This window comes from Sphingobacterium sp. FBM7-1 (assembly GCF_020687765.1).
Taxonomy (GTDB): Bacteria; Bacteroidota; Bacteroidia; order Sphingobacteriales; family Sphingobacteriaceae; genus Sphingobacterium.
Genome location: NZ_JAJEWJ010000001.1, coordinates 1 through 19,771, shown reverse-complemented (window position 1 = coordinate 19,771; position 19,771 = coordinate 1). Strand labels below are relative to the sequence as shown.

The window sequence follows — 19,771 nt, the reverse complement described above, 5'->3', positions numbered from 1 at the left end:
ATTGTTAGGTTTATGTTAATTAAATATTTCTTAACCAACACCCGTGAAATAAAGCATATCAACTATGCTGCTTCGCGTGTCGGTTAATGTATTCCGATGGACTCAAACCATACATTTTTTTAAACAGTGTCGAGAAATGTGTTTGATTGGTAAATCCCAATGCGTAAGCTACCTGAGAAATATTCATTTGCTTATCCAAGAGTAATTTTTCGGCTTGCTTCAGACGGATATTTCGAATAAACTCGCTCGTCGAAATACCCGTTAAAGCCTTCACTTTACGGTGTAACTGTACTCGGCTTAATCCAACTTCATCGGCTAACAACTGCACGTTGAGGCTAGGGTCTTCCAGGTATTTGTTAATGATGCTAACGATGCGTTCCATCAGGATTTCATCGCTTGATTTAAAGGAGATCGTCTTTACTTTTCCTTCCTGCTCCTGCGCGCCCGAATATTTCCCTTTAACGGTCATCCGGTTTTTAATCAAGTTCTCGGCCATGATCAATAACTCTTCGATAAGAAATGGCTTGGTGAGATATGCGTCGGCACCTAAACCGATTCCCTGCATACGGTCTTCGTGGTTTATTTTGGCCGTGAGTAAGATAACCGGAATATGATTGGTCGAGCTATTACTCTTTATTTTTTTGACGAGTTCAAACCCATCCATATCGGGCATGGAGACATCTGATATAACTAAATCAGGAAGCTGTGAAAGGGCAAGTTGAAAGGCATCACTCCCATTTTCCGCAGATATAATTTTATAGATACTTTGCAGTTCCTGGCTTACATAACGTAGAATGTCTTTCTCATCGTCAACCACAAGGACCTTGAAATTTGTTTTGTGCGGAATGACACTGGAAACGACAGGTTCTGCTGCGGTCGATGTGATACGTGGTTTTTCAATCACTGTATTTTTATCATCATTATCTTTTATCAACTGTGTTTTTGGTAAATGGCTGGTACCCAATGGTATTTTCACGAAAAAGCGGCTTCCGGACCTATCTGTCCGGTTTTCCGCAAATACACTTCCTCCGTGTTTCTCAACCAATACCTGGGTAAGATGCAAGCCGATACCTGATCCTTGTTGTCCTCCGGAAACCTGGTTGTTGCCCTGATAAAATCGTTTGAAAATCTTGACAGTATCATCTTCTGGGATGCCTGGACCGGTGTCTGAGACCGTTATTTCAGCATAACTAGGGTGTTTAGTGTTCTGTTTGTTGAAATGTGACGTGACGTGGACCGCTATCGTACCGCCTTCTGGTGTATATTTAAAAGCGTTTGACAGCAGATTATGGAGTACCTTATCCAGACTATTCGTGTCCATCCAAACCGGTATGTAGGTAGCATCGGCAGTGATCTGAAAGGCTATATTTCTTTCCTCGGCTTGTTGTTCAAAAGAGTCGGCACACTGCATGATAAACGCAGTTAGATTTGTTTCTTGAAATTTTAATTGAAGCTGGCCACTTTCCAATTTCCGGATATCGAGCAGTTGGTTGACAAGATTTAAAATGCGATGTGCATTTCTACGCATATTTTGCAGGGTTTCTTTTGCATGTATATCGGTCGCATTTTTAATCAACTTATCGATGGGGCTAAGAACCAGTGTTAGGGGAGAACGGATCTCGTGGGAGATATCTGTAAAAAGCTGAAGTTTATAGGCATGTAACTTTTCCAGCCGGCGCTCCCGAAGATAATTGGCAATCAGGGTAAGTATGCCAATGAATACCGCTAGGTAGATGAGATAAGCAAGCGTGCTACGATACCATGGAGGCATAACATGCAACGTGACGAATTTGCTCTCCGAATAGGCGCCGAATTTGCAGGCTCTGATTTCTAGTTCGTGTTCCCCTGGCGACAGATTGTTATATGTAATGAGATTGACACCTGGTAGGGTCGTGTTCCAGGTTTTGTTGAAGCCTTTCAATCGATACTCGTAATGGATGTTTTCCGGACTATTGAAATCCATAGTTGATAATTCCAACGTAAAGCTATCATCCTGACTCCCAAAATAAAACGTGTTAGCCGTAGAAAGTCCTTGTGTGTAGATTGGTTTCCCGCCCGACAGGTCTCCCGGTTTGATGGTTTGGTTTCGGATGTATAAGTTCGTAATATACACGGGGTGTGTATATTCGGATATGTGAATCTGTTGCGGAAAGAATGAAGTGATGCCCTGTTTTCCGCCATAGTAGATCTTTCCATCTGCATCTTGATGATAAACAGAGTTGTTGTACGAGCGGTCGACTAGCCCATCTCCCGTATAGTAGTTTACAACTTTATTATCGGTTGGGTTTACATATTTAATACCATTAAATGTACTACACCATATATTACCTTGTTTATCTTCGCCTAGTCCGGAAATAACATTACTCGAGAGCCCGTTGTTGGTCGTATAGCTCGATAGTTGCCGTGTATCTTTAGCAATTTTATGCAGTCCATTATATGTGCCTACCCAAAGGTTTTGATGCTGATCTTGCAGTAGTGACAGTACGATTTGTTCGGAAAGACTATTGTTCGCCCATTGATTTGTGAACGCATTTTTTTGTGGATCGTAACAACTGATTCCTTTATGGTGTCCTAGCCAGATCAGTCCGTCTTTATCGCGGAGCATGGTCGTGATCCAATCATTTCCTAACACACCACTGTAAGCAGTGGTATTGTTCATGCTAAATTTTCTTGAGGTATTTGTATGGGGGTCATATTCTATAAAACCACTACCGAAGGTGGATATGTAAAGTTTATTATCCTTTCCAATAACCATCGCGTTTAGCTCTTGCCCTACAAATAGATTCAGGAAAGTAACTTTCTCGTTTTCGACATCTATTTTACCCAATCCTTTATCGAACGACAAAAACCATATATTACCATGCACATCTTCCAATAATTGTGTTACACGAAGTAATTGGGGATAAGATTCGAGAACTTCTCCCGAATTGTCCGTCTTAAAAACACCTTTACTCTCCACACTATACCAGACATGTTTATGCCGATCGCTAGTAATCGTGTTTATTTTTTTGCTATCTGACTCCTCGCGTTCTAGTATTCGCCAGAATTCAAACTGTTTACTGGACGACGGAATGAATACGAGCCCTCGCTGAAACCAGCCGAGCCAAAGGTTTTTTTCTCTGTCTTGTAAGACTGTCTGTATTCGGGCTTTAGTATAATTATTGTCCAAATTAGAGAATTCAGCTTGTTTGATTAGGAGAGGCTGTTGAGAGGTGTCCAAATACCATATACCATCATTTTCTGTACTGATGATGATAGAAGCGTTTTCAGCATGTTGTACATCGTTAATTTTGGGACGTTTCCCCTTCTCAAACGAAAGTGGATAAGCCTGTGTTTTTGATTTGTTAACACACACAATGTGAGATCCTTCACTTAATATAAAATCGCCAGATGCGGTTTCTAACATATTATATCCACCACCTGCAGGCATGGGGAGGTTTAGCTTTGCTATTTTTTCATCTACTTTTTTGTGATCGGGCGATAAGCATACCACACCGACACGGTCTACAGCTATCCACATATGTCGGTTACTATCTTCTAAAAACTTACGTCCATACATACCTCCTGCCAGTTGGTTAATGTGTTCCAATGAACTGGCTACTCGTCGGGACGCATCTATAGAAAAAATACCCCAACCAGAAGTAGCGACCCATAAGGAACCATCTTTACGGGTCAAAATATCGGTGATATGGGGTGCTATTTGATCAGGAAACGTGATATGAACAAATTGTTCACGATCTCTGTCATAATATTGTAGACCGTTCGAACACCCAACCCACAAGCGGTTGTTATCGTCTTGATGGATTATCGTCACATGATTGCTAGAGATCGAGCTCGTATCTTGTACATCATGGAGGTACTGCACAAAACGCACACCATCGAATTTGTTTAAACCGTATTCTGTGGCAATCCATATATATCCATCTTGATCCTGGCGGATACTCCTGATGAGGTTAGAAGATAGCTCTCCAAACCCATAATCCCGATGATCGTGTATACGTGTGGCTTGTCCGCTGACTTCTACAGTGGTATAAAAAAGAAATACGAATATGGTAACAAATCTTAACATCGGTTTTTCGGTTACTTTTTCGAAAGATACATAATCTGTGATTTATTCACGATGTGTAACATGGTTTTTTTGATGCAAAATAGCAATGAAATAGTATGAAGAAACAAAAAGAAACGAAAATGTAACAAATACTATAGTGCCTGCAACAGAAAGGAGATTGGATGTAACACAGGTCATAAGTAGTCGTGACAGATAACAGTACCTTTACTTTTGTGATTTTTCTAAAGCGGAAAGTAACAAAGCACAATAATAAACCACCAATAATAAATATTTAATATGCAGGCAAAAACACGTTCGGTTAACGAATCAAAAGGCTTTTATAAGTTATCACAAATACAACGTATTGGATTCGGATCTGGCGATTTGGCACAGAACCTTATATACCAAACGGTTTCGATGTACCTGCTTATTTTTTACACGAATGTCTTTGGAATTTCTGCTGCCGCTGCCGGTGTCATGTTCCTTGTCGTCCGGATTGTCGATGTGATCTGGGATCCCATTGTAGGTGCCTTTGTCGATAAACGCAATCCCAAAATGGGAAAATACCGCTCTTACCTTATTTTAGGAGGTATACCACTCACCGGATTTGCTATTCTGTGTTTTTGTAACGGATTTTCCGGTTCATTGGTATATGCCTATGTGACGTACGTGGGATTGTCGATGCTTTACACTTTAATCAATGTGCCCTATGGCGCACTCAATGCTTCGCTAACACGCGATACGAACGAGATTACGAAATTGACATCGACCCGGATGTTTATGGCGAATCTAGGTGGTTTGGCTGTGGGATACGGTGTACCGATTGTGGTACAGTATTTTTCGCCGGATGGAAAGATTAATTCTCGTGAATCGGGCGAAGCCTGGTTCATAACGTACGTGTTGGTGGTGTGGACGGTGAATTGCTGGGGACAGTAAATATTCCCCGTACCGGAGGTAGTGATAGGTGGAGCTTGGAAACCATCGATGTGAAAAAAGCCACAGGCATACAGGACATATACTTTGTCTTCAAAGGACACGGAGTAGGTGAACTGGCCTATTTTGACTACTGGAAATTTTCTAAGTAGTTTTTTAATCAAAATATAACCACTGTAGAAGTTTATACCCTTAAAATAAGCAATAAAAATAAAATTATGCATAAATTATTTATAACAACAATCATCAGCCTGTTTCTCATTTTGCAGCTGCAGGCGCAAGATTATCGCAAAACAGAACAAGGTATCAAGACTGTACTTAAGGATATCGATCTGGAAATACAGTTTTTCAATCCGGCAACTGCTCGGGTGATTAAAGTTCCACACGGACAGTCTTACCAAAAGGAAAGTCTTTCCGTTGTATCAGATCCGCAAAACGTAAATTTTACGGTCACGAAGAAAGGCTCGACCTTGCTGTTGAAGACCGAAGAAATTGTCGTCAATGTGGATTTCAATAATGGACAAGTATCGTTTGCTGACAAAAAGGGGAAAAATCTCCTGACTGAAAAAGGAACACCGGTGTTTACGCCATTCAATGATGCCGGAGACGATACCTATCGGGTCAAACAAGCGTTCCTGCTAGAAAAGGATGAACCTGTATACGGACTCGGCATCCTGCAAAACGGTAAGATGTCCCAAAGAAATGAAAACCGAAACCTAGTACAGGGCAATGTGGAAGACGTAGTGACCTTTATCCAGTCCGTAAAAGGATATGGTCTCTTTTGGGATAATTATTCACCTACCCATTTTGCGGATAGCCCGGCGGAAACCTCCTTTGAGTCTGAAGTTGGAGATCTTGTCGATTACTACTTCATGTATGGCGGCCATGCGGATGGTGTCATAGCCCAGATGCGTCAATTGACCGGACAGGTGCCGATGTTTCCATTGTGGACCTATGGCTTCTGGCAAAGCCGTGAGCGCTACAAAAGCCAAAAGGAATTGCTTGAAGTCGTTGAAAAGTATCGCGAATTGGAAGTTCCTTTGGATGGAATTATCCAAGACTGGCAATATTGGGGCAACAACTACCAGTGGAACGCGATGGAATTTCTCAACCCAGAGTTCCCCAATCCAAAGCAGATGGTCGATGAAGTTCACAGCAAAAATGCAAACCTTATCATTTCGATATGGTCATCTTTCGGCCCGCAGACTAAACCCTATCGGGAATTGGACAGCAAAGGACTGTTGTTTAATTTTCAGACATGGCCGGAGTCGGGGTTGGAAACATGGCCTCCTAATCCAGAATATCCATCCGGTGTACGGGTATATGATGCTTATAGTGCAGAGGGGCGCGACATTTATTGGAAGAACCTGACCCGTCTCCATGATTTGAATATCGATGGTTGGTGGATGGACTCGACTGAGCCGGATCACCTGCATTTCAAACCGGAAGATATGGACACCAGGACGGCGATGGGGTCGTTCCGTAAAGTCCGCAATGCCTATCCGCTAATGACCGTAGGGGGTGTCTATGATAACCAAAGAAAGACATCTTCAGATAAGCGTGTATTTATCCTGACGCGTTCGGGATTCGCGGGCCAGCAACGCTATGGCGCCAATGTGTGGTCGGGCGATATCGGTTCATCTTGGGAATCGTTCCGCAATCAGATTCCAGCGGGACTGAACTTTACCCTTACCGGAAATCCGAATTTCAACGCTGATATCGGCGGATTTTTTGTCGGAGCCTATAATAAGACATGGAATGATGGTACGGCTACGAAAAATCCGCACTTCCAGGAATTATATGTACGCTGGATACAACAGGGAGCTTTCACCCCGATGATGCGTTCGCATGGTACAGATATTAAAAGAGAGATCTATTATTTTGGAGAAAAAGGTGAACCCATCTACGATGCCATTGAAAAGGCAATCAATTTGCGTTATAGCTTCTTGCCTTATATTTATTCCACATCGTGGGATGTGACAAAAAACCAGTCTAGCTTTATGCGGGCATTGGTTATGGATTTTGCGCAGGATAAAAAAGTATGGAATATCAATGATCAATACATGTTTGGTAAATCTATTCTTGTAGCACCGGTTGTCAAAGCACAGTATACCACTGAAAAAGTAGTTGCGGTAGATGAGTCTACCGGTTGGAATAAACAGGAAAATACCGGAAACGAACAGTTTCATGCGGTAGATTTTACCGAATCAAAGTCTACACAGGTTTATCTTCCTGCCGGAACGATCTGGTACGACTACTGGACTAACCAGAAATACAATGGCGGACAGGAAATCACTCGGGAGACATCTATCGACAATATTCCTTTATACATCAAAGCAGGTAGTATTATTCCGCTGGGACCAAAAGTACAATACGCTACGGAAAAGAAATGGGATAATTTGGAAATAAAGGTTTATGCAGGAGCAGATGGTGCTTTCACACTTTACGAAGATGAGTTTGATAACTACAACTATGAGAACGGTGTCTATACCGAAATCCCATTCGTGTGGAACAACGGAGCACGGAAGTTGACCATTGGTGAACGGAAAGGAAATTATGAAGGCATGTTGTCAAATCGGACATTTACTATTGTGTTACAAGATGGCACGGCGAAAAAGGTTAGCTATAACGGGCAGAAACTAGATGTCAAATTCTAAAATTGTAAACTAATTATAAAAATGAAAAAATATATCTTTTTAACGTCGTTGGTTTGTTCATTGTTTAGCATCGTGCGTGCTCAAAATCCTGTGATTCAAACAAAGTTTACGGCCGATCCCGCGCCAATGGTTTATAATGATACCGTGTTTCTCTATACAACGCATGATGATGATAATGCCCCCGAAGGGATGGCTGGTTTCCTAATGAGGAACTGGTTACTATATACGTCCACGGATATGGTTAACTGGACGGATCACGGTATCGTCGCTTCGCTGGATACGTTTGATTGGCCAGCTTCGGCTGGATGGGGTAATTCTGAAAATGGAGCTTGGGCTCATCAATGTATTGAGCGCAATGGTAAGTTTTATCTGTATGTCACGCTCCATGGGCGAGGTATCGGTGTCCTGGTAGCGGATAGTCCATATGGACCTTTTACGGATCCTATAGGCACACATTTAATCAGTGGCGATTACGATACAATTGATCCTTCGGTATTCATAGATGACGACGGACAAGCCTATTTGTACTGGGGGAATCCAAATCTGTGGTATGTGAAACTGAACGAGGATATGATTTCCTATACCGGTGAAATCGTAAAAGACGCTTCTTTTGCCAAGGAGGAAGGAAAAGAAGACCCGTATCATTTTCAGGAAGGACCATGGTTATATAAACGGAATGATATTTACTACATGGCTTATGCCAGTACTTGTTGCCCGGAGGGTATGGCCTATGCAACGAGCAATAGCCCCGTGGGGCCATGGGATTTTGGAGGGTACATTATGAAGCCCGATGGAAGATCGTCTGGAAATCATCCAGGGATTATCGATTATAAAGGGAGTACATATGTGTTTGGGTTCAATTATAAATTGAATTTTATGATAACCGATAAGCACCATGAACGACGTTCTGTTGCGGTGGCAAAAATGGAGTTTAACACAGATGGTTCGATACAAGAGCTTCCGTGGTGGTATGAAGGAACTCCTGTTGAGCAGTTAGGAACAATAGATCCCTATAAAAGGATAGAGGCCGAAACCATAGCTTGGAGCGAGGGACTTAAGACAGATACGGATGGGAATGCCGGAATGTATGTGACAGATATACAGGATGGAGATTATCTAAAAGTGCAAGGCGTAGATTTTAAAAAAGGTGCGCGGTCGTTTCACATCAGTGCAGCCTCCAAGAAGGGTGGAAACATTGAAATTAGAACCGGAAGCATAGATGGACCGCTACTTGGTATATGTACCGTCGATGATACAGGAGGATGGGATAAATGGAAGACATTCTCTGCCAAGATAACAAAGACAAAAGGTGTCCATGATCTGTTTTTGGTCTTCAAAGGAGAATCGGAACAGTTATTTAATTTGGATTATTGGCGGTTCAAATAATGATCCGGCTCTTGTGAGCGCATCGCGCTTGGATAGCGATAGGGAAAAAGTTGAATTTTAAACAGAAAGAATTATGGAAAAACAAGTAAGGAAGATAATCTATCCATTTTTGTTCTTTTTTTTGGCGGTATCATTCGCGCAACCGCTGGAGCTGGTTGCGCAAGAAAGCGATATTTCCATCAATGGAACAGTCAGAAGTGAAGTTGGGCAACCATTGCCGGGAGTCAGTGTTACGGTAAAAGGAACGAGGTGGGCGACGACGACCGATGCAGTAGGTGTATACCGCATTACAGCCCCCGGCAATGCAGTACTGGTTATTTCGTCAGTGGGGTTTTTGGCACATGAAGAAAATGTTGCGGGGCGGACGCAGATTGATATGGTATTGGCTCCGGCATCAGACGAGATCGATGAAGTGGTTGTCATCGGTTATGGTACACAGAAAAAAGTCGACTTGACCTCGGCAATCTCTACGGTAAATACCGAGGATATGTTAAAGGTTCCGGGAGGCTTTCAGGCGGTGATGCAAAGTGGAGTACCCGGTGTACAAGTTAATGCAGGAACAATAAGAATACGTGGTGTAGGCTCTATCAACAATACCGATCCACTCTATGTGGTTGACGGTATGATTGGTGGCGCTATGCCAGATGAGAATAACATTGAAAGCATACAGGTGCTCAAGGATGCCGCTTCGGCTGCCATATACGGATCGCGTGGCGCAAATGGTGTGATCTTGGTCACGACCAAAAGAGGAATCGCAGGGCCGCCTAAGATCGACTACAATGGCTTTGGAGGCCTCAAATCCCTAGCACATAATATTGATCTGTTAAACGGGCAACAATTGGCGGAATTGATCAACGAATCCATGTACAATCAAACCCCTTCGCGTACAGATTATTTACAGGCTTTGTCCGATCCGGCAGCTATCGGTGAGGGATACAATATGGTGGATGCTTTACTGCGAACAGGCGAGTATCAAAAGCATGCGTTATCCATTAGCGGTGGTTCCGAAAACACGCGCTATCGGATTAATGGAACCTATGGATCCGATAAACCTATTGTTATTCAGGACGGATCAAAAAATTATGGTATGCAATTTATCTCCGATTTCACGAAGGGAAAATTGAAAATCGGACAAACATTGCTGCTGAGTTATAACACAAGAGACTGGAGCGATAAAAATATTATCGATGCACAACGTTGGTCTTCCACGCTGCCCATCTACGATCCTAGTAGCTCCACCGGATTTGCAGGCGCTGGAAACGGCACTGATGTGGCGAGTGCATTGGCAAATGCATACCTCAATTGGAACAATGATGAGAGTTTCAGTAGCAATGGCAATCTATGGGCCACCTATGATATCATGGAAGGCCTGACCTATAAGTTTAACCTTGGAATAGACCTGTATAGGAACAGAACACAGAATTATACGTCTGCCTATTCTGTCGGTCAATATCAGAATTTTGATCCCGACGAACTAAATATATCCAATGGACGTAATAACCGTGTCCTCTACGAAAATACCCTATCTTATGACAAGTATATCGGGAAACACAGCATCAGTGCCTTGGCTGGTTTAACAGCCGAAACTTCCCGTTATTATGGTCTGAATGCCCGTGCACGTGATTTGCCAAGCCCTGATCTGTTGATCTTAGGCCTGTCTCGCGATGCCGCTTCCAGAATAGTAGGTTCGGGAATAGGACAGTCTGCGATGTACTCTTTATTGGGTAGAGTCAATTATAGCTACGATAGCAAATATCTTTTTACGGTAAACTTCAGACGTGATGGTTCGGCCAACTTCAGTAATCGATATCGCTTCGGTAATTTTCCTTCAGTGTCTGCAGGGTGGCGTATCAGCGAAGAATCCTTTATGCAGGATATTCCCTTCATTAGTGAACTGAAAGTCAGGGGAAGTTATGGCGTGTTAGGTAATTCCGATATTGCGCAGTATCAATACCAAAGTACGGTAGCTTTTAATCAAGTGTGGTATTACCTGAATGATATCCAAACCACCGGAGGGCTTCCGATGACCCCGGCCAATCCCAATGTGAAATGGGAAACGCAGTATTCAACAGATCTAGGATTGGATATTGGCTTGTTCGATAATAAACTTTCATTCACCCTAGATTACTATCATAAAAAAACAGAGGATATGTTAGTCAATGTTCCCATTTCCTATGCAGCCGGATACATCGAAAGTTTCCCGGTCTTGAATGCAGGTAGTATCAGCAATAAAGGATTTGAATTTATAGCAACCTATCGTAATACAAGTGGGAAATGGAATTATGCCGCATCGGCAAACCTCTCCACCGTACGCAATAAGGTGGTCAGTTTGGGGAATGGTAATGAGCTGCTTTGGGGCAACGTGGCACCAGGTAATGCGAACGTAACCAGAACAGCAGTGGGACACGCCATTGGACAATTTTGGGGTTTCGTCACCGACGGACTTTATCGCACCGAAGAACAACTGGCCGCTGATCGTTCCTTTGCACCGAATGCCGCGCTTGGCGATGTCCGTTTTCGGGATCTGAACAATGATGGGGTCATTAATGACCAAGATAAGGACTTCATCGGCAACCCAATTCCCAAATTCAGTTACGGACTTACGACCGATCTAAGTTATACCGCTGATTTTGGAACCATGGACCTCTCCATGATCTGGCAGGGTAGCCAAGGCAATGACCTATACAACAACAGCCGCTATTGGGGAGAGGGAATGTACCATTATTATAATAATTTTGCCAGTACACTGGATCGCTTTCGGGCCGAAGAACTCGTTTTCACCAATCCGGTATCGGGCGTGACGACTGTCTACCCGCAAAATACGGATACCGATATTCCCCGTGCGGTGTTGGGCGATCCCAACCAAAATCTACGGGCTTCAGATAGATTTATCGAAAATGGCTCATACTTAAGACTGAAATCATTGACCATTGGTTACACCCTTCCGCAATCACTTTCAGAACGGTTGAAGACAGACAAGCTCCGAATTTATGCGGGAGGGAAGAATTTGCTCACATTTACCAAATATACCGGATATGACCCAGAGGTCGGATCGGGTGATACACGGTACAATCTGAGTAGAGGTATAGACGGGATTTCTCCTTGGGGTACCACTTTCACCAACACACGAGAATTTTTCTTAGGGTTTATGTTGACATTTTAACGAAACATGTGATAAATTATATAATTATGAGAACTAATTTATTAGAGTATATGAAAAAGGTATCTGGTTGGTTATTTCGGATGATGTTGCTCGTTCAACTTGTAGGATGTATGCCCGATCTGGATCTGATCAATCCACAGGAGATATCCGTAGATACGTATTATCAGACCCCGGAACAATTGGAGGCGGCTATTATTCCTGCCTATCAGGCGCTCATCGGTCGGACGCAGGGAGGTTATGCCCGCAATCTTTACTACCAGCTGCTGGCACCAGGCGATGATTTTACGAATACGTTTAAATGGGAGCCGATGTATCAGGCTACCTACAATACACCAGCAAGTGATGGTATGGCAGCCAGTTCTTGGAGAGATCTTTGGAATGGCGTATTTGCTGCAAATATTGCCATTGATCGGATTAGCAATTATGAGGGGGAAATCGAAGAAGAACGGAGAAACCGAATGCTGGGCGAAGCACATTTCCTGCGCGGGTTACATTACATGCATTTGAGCATGTTATTTGGAGAGACGATACCATTCATCACGCTTCCGGTGTCTTCTGATGAAGATTATTATCCGGGGCATTCAGAACCGGGGCAGATTTATGGATTGATTATCGACGATTTTAAACAGGCCGCTGAACTATTACCTTTGAGAAGTGCGCTATATGCTAACGAAGCACATATCGGTAGGGCAACCAAAGGATCTGCACAAGGCTATCTGGCAAGGGCTTATTTGTATCGACCTATTCTCGAAAAAGGACAGCCGGCCGATTTTGCTTCGGCACAAACCGAACTGAAAAAAGTAATCGATAGCCAGGAATATGACCTGATGTCTAGCTATAGCGATAATTTCAAAGAATCGACCGAAAACAACCGTGAATCCCTTTTCGAAGTTCAATTGCATAATGGACCTGGGTGGCTTGGCGAGGATATGGCAAGCTCTTGGAGATGGCAGGAAATAGGCATGTTTGACGGAACAGGGGGTGCCTGGTGGAATCTTGCGCCCGTTCAGAAAGTTTACGACGAATTTGAGACGGGAGATCCACGGAAGTACATGACCCTATGGTGTGACAACGGAGCTTATTACACCGACTTAAATGGGAATGTAAGCGATTATGACGACTGGATGGCTAATCTCGCCACTGACAAGGATCTCTACGGAACCCGGAAATACTGTCCGGACACACAAGTTGCAGATATCGATAATGGAATCAATCAACGTCTGTTGCGTTATGCCGATGTACTGCTAATGTACGCAGAATGCTTGAACGAAAATGGAGATACCGATGGTGCAAAAGCATATATAGATTTGGTGCGGAACCGGGCCAACAATATCGTGCCATCAGAACAATCGCATCTTTGGTACAAGAGTTCGCGTGGTACGATCCCAGATGTCGATGGCTTGTTGGCCGCCGATGTTACCATCAACGGTGTCAGGTTGAATACCGTCAAGAACATCATTGCACACGAACGGTTTGTGGAACTCTGCGGCGAATACCTCCGGTATTTTGATTTGTTGCGTTGGGGCATGGCAGATCCAACTTGGCTTGCTCCTTTGCAGGAACTGGGGTGGACAGAAAGGGCCATGTATTATCCGTTTCCACAGGCGGAGCTGGACAATAACAGGAACTTGGTGGGAAATGACATGAACCGTTGATATTAGCAACAATGATGATAAGAAAGAAAATAATATGGAGCCTATATTTTATGGCAGGGATTGCAGGAACTCAGCTTTCTGCGCAGGAAAAACTATACAGTAATGCGTTTGAGCTGAATGACGTCCGATTATTGGACAGTCCTTTTAAACATGCCACCGATCTGAATACCGAGATACTTCTCCAATATGATGTGGATCGTTTGTTGGCTCCATTTCTCAAACAGGCAGGATTACCTGCCAAGGCCGAAAGCTTCCCTAATTGGGTTGATCTCGATGGTCACGTTGGTGGACATTATCTGTCTGCACTCGCTATCCATTACGCCACGACCGGAAATCCCGAGCTCAAAAAACGTATGGACTATTTTCTGTCTGAACTCAAACGTTGTCAGGAAACTTTCGGCGATGGGTATGTGGGGGGTGTTCCGGGAGGAGAGACGCTATGGAAAGATTTACGCGAGGGCAATCCCCATGTGGTATGGAATTATTGGGTACCGTGGTATAACCTGCATAAAACCTATGCCGGTTTGCGAGATGCATGGGCGTATGGTAAGGTTGAAGACGCAAAGCAAATGTTTTTGGACCTCTGCGATTGGGGAATTACACTCGTCAGCTCCTTGAACGACGAACAGATGGAAGCTATGCTTGCCAATGAATTTGGTGGGATGAACGAAGTTTATGCCGACGCCTATCATATTACAGGCGACGAAAAATATCTCGTGGCGGCCAAGCGTTTCGCACACAAGGAGATTTTCGAAAGTATGGCAACGGAAATAGATAACCTCGATAACAAGCACGCCAATACACAGGTGCCCAAGGCTGTAGGATATCAGCGGGTAGCCGAATTGAGTGGGGATGCTGAATATATCACGGCTTCCGAATATTTTTGGGATAGGGTGGCCAACCATCGGTCACTTTCTTTAGGAGGCAATAGCCGTCGGGAACATTTTCCGAGTGTTGCAGACGCCATCAGCTACACCGAAGAGAAGGAAGGCCCCGAGACCTGCAATACGAATAATATGCTGAAGCTGACCGAAGGCCTGTTTCGTATGAATCCCGAGGCGCGCTATGCGGACTTTTACGAGCGAGCCCTATATAACCATATCCTTTCTTCGCAGCATCCGGAGCATGGTGGTTACGTCTATTTCACATCGGCAAGACCTCGGCACTATCGGGTATATTCTGCGCCTAATGAGGCAATGTGGTGCTGCGTGGGCACAGGTATGGAAAACCACGGCAAGTATGGCGAATTTATTTACAGCCATCATCAGGATTCACTTTACGTTAATCTGTTTATAGCATCGGAGCTGGAATGGAAAGAAAAGGATGTTGTTATCACCCAACAGACCACATTTCCGGAAGAAGAAGGTAGTAAGCTGACTATTCAGGTGGACAAACCCACGTCGTTTAAATTGATGGTTCGGCATCCCGGCTGGGTAGCCGGCGATGAGATGCAAGTAATCTGTAACGGAGAAAACTATGCTATAGGCTCGTCGTCGTCATCCTATGTGGTTGTGGATCGGGTTTGGAATGATGGGGATATCGTGGAGATTAAGACGCCGATGAAGAATACGATCGTTGAGATGCCGAATGTTCCTTCTTATATCTCGGTACTTCGTGGGCCGATTCTTCTAGCAGCTAAGACAGGAACGGAAGATTTGCATGGTCTAGTGGCAGGCGACGATCGATGGGCTCACATTGCAGCAGGCAAGTTGCTACCACTTGATGAGGCGCCTTTTAGTATTGGGAGCAGGGAAGAAATACAGGCCAAGTTAGATCATATGCAAGCTGTTCCCGGAAAATCGTTGACGTATACCGTGCCTGGATTATTTGAACAGGAGCAATACAAAAACTTGGTGTTCGAGCCCTTTTATCGTATACACGATAGCCGTTACCTCATGTATTGGTTGTCCATGACAGGAGAAGAATATGAAGAATACCGAGCCGAATTGACCCGCAGGGAGCGGGAAAATATCGAACTCGAGCGCCGTACTATTGATGTGGTTACTCCAGGTGAACAGCAACCTGAAGTGGATCATCAGATGAAAAGCAAAAACTCCGGATCAGGGCACGCCTATGGTGAGGGTTACCGCGAAGCGCACGGCGCAGACGGTTTCTTTAGTTATAATCTGCTGACCAAAGGAAATACCGATCTCCATCTGTTGGTAAGGTACTGGGGGAACGAAGGGGGGAAACGTACATTCGATATATTGATCGACGGTGAACTGCTGGTTACAGAGAATATTTCGGAAAGATGGAAGAAAGAAGAATTTGTAAACGTCGAGTATAAAGTTCCTGAAAAGCTGTTGAAGAATAAGGACGCGATTACTGTCGAGTTCAGAGGTAACACCGAAAATGTGGCCGGCGGAGTGTATAAAGTTCGTTTGGTAACATCTCCAGCGAGCATGCAAGATTCAGAAAATCCCATTATATAGTCTGTACAAAAAAACATAACAAAATGATAAACAGGAAATTAAACAACAAAAAACGCAATATAAACAATCGGTAAAAAAACATTATTTTCCGTAAAAGAAAAAGCACACATACTTTAAAACAAAATTTCATGCATGAAATGAGACAAAAAAAACACACACAAATTTATTTGATATGCAAAAATATACACATCAACAACGACCATAATCCTGATGGACTTTAAAGCATTTTCCCTTACACAGAATACAGGAAAAACATCCTATACATAGATTAAAAATTATGAAAAGAAATCTCATAATTCAAGGTGTCGTTTCTAATTTCGTGACTCGGTATTGGTGAGGTGAACAGCCAAATGCTGCTGTAAAATTTCGATAGAAAGAGGCTCTCGAACGAAATCCACAAATAAAACTCAGGTCGTCTATAGTATATACGAATTCTTTTCGATTCAGTTCCTTTGTTGCGTAAGCAAGCCGAAGCTCATTAATAAAACCGTTGAAACTCTTATCGTACGCTTGTTTTAGAAATGGTGAAACGTGTCCTTGAGGGATATTGATACGCTCGCAAAAATTATTTTTATTTAAATCAGCATCAAGATAAGCTCTGGATGCGATGAAGTTCTCAACCTCCAATCGATAACCTAACGCTAAATCCTTAGGTATAACAAAAGGCGGCTTTACTTCGGTCAAGACTTCTTCTATATGTGAGCCACTAGCGGTATCACTATGAACAGCCTCCGAAAAAATACGATCCTGATGTTGCTGCCTTTTCATTTCCGGCAGCGATAGCCTAACTATCGGTAATAATGCTAATACGTAAAACGATAAATTCAAAGCCGTGTATGCTTCAATGTTCCCCGGCTTTACCTCCTTAATCATCATCATCCCCATACTTAGAATCATCAAGGAGAGGGGCAATAGAAATTTCTTACCCGTTTTCACAAAAGTTCGCAGACAATAATCTGGTCTGGAATGGAGCCTCAGCCCTATTGTCAAAATATACGTTACAAATAAAATGCATGATACGGCATACAAACCTGTATAAATTTCGTGGTAGTAATAATATCTCCATGCGGGATAGCACGTGATCACCATATATCCTAAAAATGCAACAAAGAAGGGAATAAAATGTAAAGATATGCGAGACGTTTGCCTCCCTAATGAAACGTTATAAATAAAGTAAACAGCCATGCCGTACAGCATGCTGATGGGAAAAGCAATAGATCGGTATAGCTGATACGGATAGAATACTGAAACGATGTATCCCAGCAATATATGAAGTAGTCCGAGAAATAAAATTAGCAGTGCATACCGACTGAATCGTTTTTTCTTATAACGGGTGTTTAAATAAACGCCGTAAGCATTTAAACTAATCGCAATGATATATAGTATACTGACCAACATCCTTTCTTTTGCTCCTTGAAATTTTACACACGGGCTGAATAAAAGATTTTGTTTAGGCAATAGCCCGATTATTCTATTCGGTTAAAAATTATTATGTAAATAAGGGAAATGTTTCAGCGTTCTACAACAAAAGCGGCGGCAATATTTTTATTTGTGGACATCAGACTACAACGCCCGTCCACCCCGCAATTGTACGTCTTCAAACTAAATTAGACACATTAGGATGAAACCTTAAGGAGACTTTCGAGTTATAAATTTATTAATTTTTGTTGATTATACAATTGTCTTCTTTTATTCAGAGAATCGATTGTTTCCGATGTTTAAAAGTAACGTTTTAGTAACCTTACTTTTGCCAATCGTTGCTTTTTCCTGCTTTTTACCACATTACCAAAAAATCATAAAACGGCTGTAAAGCCTTTATCTACAACCGTTTTACCTGTTTTTAATCTTTGATGTATTTTTACTGAAAATTTATTTTAAAAATATATGGCACAAAACAAGCCTCTTCAGCTCCACTTCAACGACATTTTTTTGACAAACAATTCAATTTCATAAACTATCTATACACTAAAATATTTTAAGACATGTTAGAAAGATTGATAATATTTGCATTCTTATTTACACTTGGTTGGATAGGTTCATTTGCAGCTATTGGTTCTGCAACCTCGGATACACCTGATGGACCTTTGGTTGTTGACATCGTCAAATATTTTCTTGGCTTAGGACTTATAGCCCTAGCATTCCGAGTATTGATAGGGAGAGGATCGGGAAATACTGTACTGAAAATTTTCGGATTGGTTGCTCTATCCAATTTGGGCGGATTAATATTTATATCAGACACTGTTAAAATCATTCTCGGTGGTATATGGATACTACGGTTCGATTTGTGCCAGTCATTTCGGTCAGATGATGCCAGCTGTTACGGTTCAAAAGATGCCATTTTAGTTTGATATTTATGGTTACCGTTACGGTTCGAATGGTGCCAATATCAATCAGGTCTTTTGCAGAACAGTGGTTTTAAGTAAATGATTACGTTTCGATTTGTGCCACTATAAGAGATCAAGAAACTACCTTGCCGCTTGAAAAAAAATATAGCGACATGGCCCATATCCTTGATCCGATGGACTTAAAACAAATAATTACATTACACCTTGACGGAGCGAGCAACCGAAAGATAGGCTCGACGCTTGTATCCGCCCGACGAACTACATGTTTGATTTCTGAATATTATTCTTAAAGTTGTGTGGATAGAGATCCTTCAGGTTTTTGTGGTTTATGGACATGATATTTTCCAAGGTATATTTTATCCATTGGAAGGGATTGACTTCGTGCTTTTTGCAGATCGCAAAGAACGAGTAGATCATTGCCGAGCGTTGTGCTGCCTCATGGCTACCCGCAAAAAGGTATTATTTCATAGTATTGAACTCTAAAACTGGAGCTAAATTGCATTATATAAAAAGTTTTTTTTACTTCTAAAGTAAATTAGTATCCATATTAAAAAGTTTGCACTAACAAAAATATACAAGAATAAATTAAATTTATCTTTTAGTGTATTTAACACACTATTATAATGGTCTAATTTGAACTGAATTTTCAAAGGTTCTTCTGATTTAGTATAGAAAGAGTTGAAATAGACATTACCTATAGACAATGAAAAGGGACGTGAAGATATTTTTGTCGTTGTAAATTTACCTATTACCCATCTTGCAGAATCCTCAAGAGGGTAACCAAAGTCAATTCTATAATATTCGTTTTCAATCTTTTCTAACTTTTCTTTTAAGTTCTCGTTATTTAATGATAATTGATTGGGATTTATATGATAATTTGGAAAATTTTCTTTGATTTCATTAATCAAGTATTCACTTGCCCTATGATAATAAGATTCAACATCTTCAATGTTGTAAGTTCTTTGTTTTTGATATAATGGAACATATTTAGAACCATTTATATTATAGCTACCTATTTGTTTATTAACATATTTGTCGGCTTCCCGAAATTAAGACTGTGTAATTTTACAAAATTCTCTTCAAATTAACCTAAATCTAAATACCCTAACACGCCTGTTTATCGCCTTCAAAATTGGATAGAGCAGCATATTC

At 42.2% G+C, this 19,771-nt stretch carries 10 protein-coding genes and 1 pseudogene; 8 read left to right on the top strand and 3 right to left on the bottom strand.

Features of this window, described 5'->3' with window-relative positions; all coding sequences use genetic code 11:
• Nucleotides 1–58: 58 nt before the first annotated feature.
• Nucleotides 59–4,069: a hybrid sensor histidine kinase/response regulator transcription factor gene (locus LKO28_RS00055; protein WP_227692447.1), complete on the bottom strand. Its 4,011-nt coding sequence runs from the start codon at nucleotides 4,067–4,069 to the stop codon at nucleotides 59–61.
• Nucleotides 4,070–4,345: 276 nt separating this feature from the next.
• Between LKO28_RS00055 and LKO28_RS00050 the strand changes: the two genes are divergently transcribed.
• From LKO28_RS00050 to LKO28_RS00020, 7 genes are all read left to right on the top strand, one after another.
• Nucleotides 4,346–4,984 carry an MFS transporter gene (locus tag LKO28_RS00050; protein ID WP_227692446.1) on the top strand — a complete coding sequence of 213 codons (639 nt, stop codon included), beginning with the start codon at nucleotides 4,346–4,348 and terminating at the stop codon, nucleotides 4,982–4,984.
• Complete coding sequence (locus tag LKO28_RS15540; protein ID WP_227692445.1) at nucleotides 4,957–5,133, top strand: carbohydrate-binding protein; 177 nt, start codon at nucleotides 4,957–4,959, stop codon at nucleotides 5,131–5,133. Before LKO28_RS00050 ends, LKO28_RS15540 begins: the two co-directional genes overlap by 28 nt.
• A gap of 66 nt (nucleotides 5,134–5,199) precedes the next feature.
• Nucleotides 5,200–7,638, top strand: a complete 2,439-nt coding sequence (locus tag LKO28_RS00040) for a glycoside hydrolase family 31 protein (RefSeq protein ID WP_227692444.1) — start codon at nucleotides 5,200–5,202, stop codon at nucleotides 7,636–7,638.
• Nucleotides 7,639–7,659: 21 nt separating this feature from the next.
• Nucleotides 7,660–9,024: a family 43 glycosylhydrolase gene (locus LKO28_RS00035; RefSeq protein ID WP_227692443.1), complete on the top strand. Its 1,365-nt coding sequence runs from the start codon at nucleotides 7,660–7,662 to the stop codon at nucleotides 9,022–9,024.
• Nucleotides 9,025–9,097: 73 nt separating this feature from the next.
• On the top strand, nucleotides 9,098–12,187 hold the full coding sequence (locus LKO28_RS00030; protein ID WP_227692442.1) for a SusC/RagA family TonB-linked outer membrane protein: 3,090 nt from the start codon (nucleotides 9,098–9,100) through the stop codon (nucleotides 12,185–12,187).
• Nucleotides 12,188–12,213: 26 nt separating this feature from the next.
• Nucleotides 12,214–13,842 (top strand): RagB/SusD family nutrient uptake outer membrane protein, encoded by a 1,629-nt coding sequence (locus LKO28_RS00025; RefSeq protein ID WP_227692441.1) that lies wholly within the window; start codon nucleotides 12,214–12,216, stop codon nucleotides 13,840–13,842.
• Between the two features lie 11 nt (nucleotides 13,843–13,853).
• Entirely contained in the window at nucleotides 13,854–16,274 is a 2,421-nt protein-coding gene (locus tag LKO28_RS00020) for a beta-L-arabinofuranosidase domain-containing protein (protein WP_227692440.1), read from the top strand.
• A gap of 297 nt (nucleotides 16,275–16,571) precedes the next feature.
• Here LKO28_RS00020 and LKO28_RS00015 read toward each other — a convergent pair whose 3' ends face one another.
• A complete protein-coding gene (locus LKO28_RS00015; RefSeq protein ID WP_227692439.1) occupies nucleotides 16,572–17,210 on the bottom strand; it encodes a helix-turn-helix domain-containing protein in 639 nt (212 codons plus the stop codon).
• Between the two features lie 1,046 nt (nucleotides 17,211–18,256).
• Here LKO28_RS00015 and LKO28_RS00010 point away from each other — a divergent pair.
• Nucleotides 18,257–18,622, top strand: a complete 366-nt coding sequence (locus LKO28_RS00010; protein ID WP_227692438.1) for a hypothetical protein — start codon at nucleotides 18,257–18,259, stop codon at nucleotides 18,620–18,622.
• Nucleotides 18,623–18,877: 255 nt separating this feature from the next.
• Here LKO28_RS00010 and LKO28_RS00005 read toward each other — a convergent pair.
• Nucleotides 18,878–19,078: pseudogene (locus LKO28_RS00005) on the bottom strand (IS66 family transposase); the annotation flags it as partial.
• Nucleotides 19,079–19,771 lie beyond the last annotated feature (693 nt).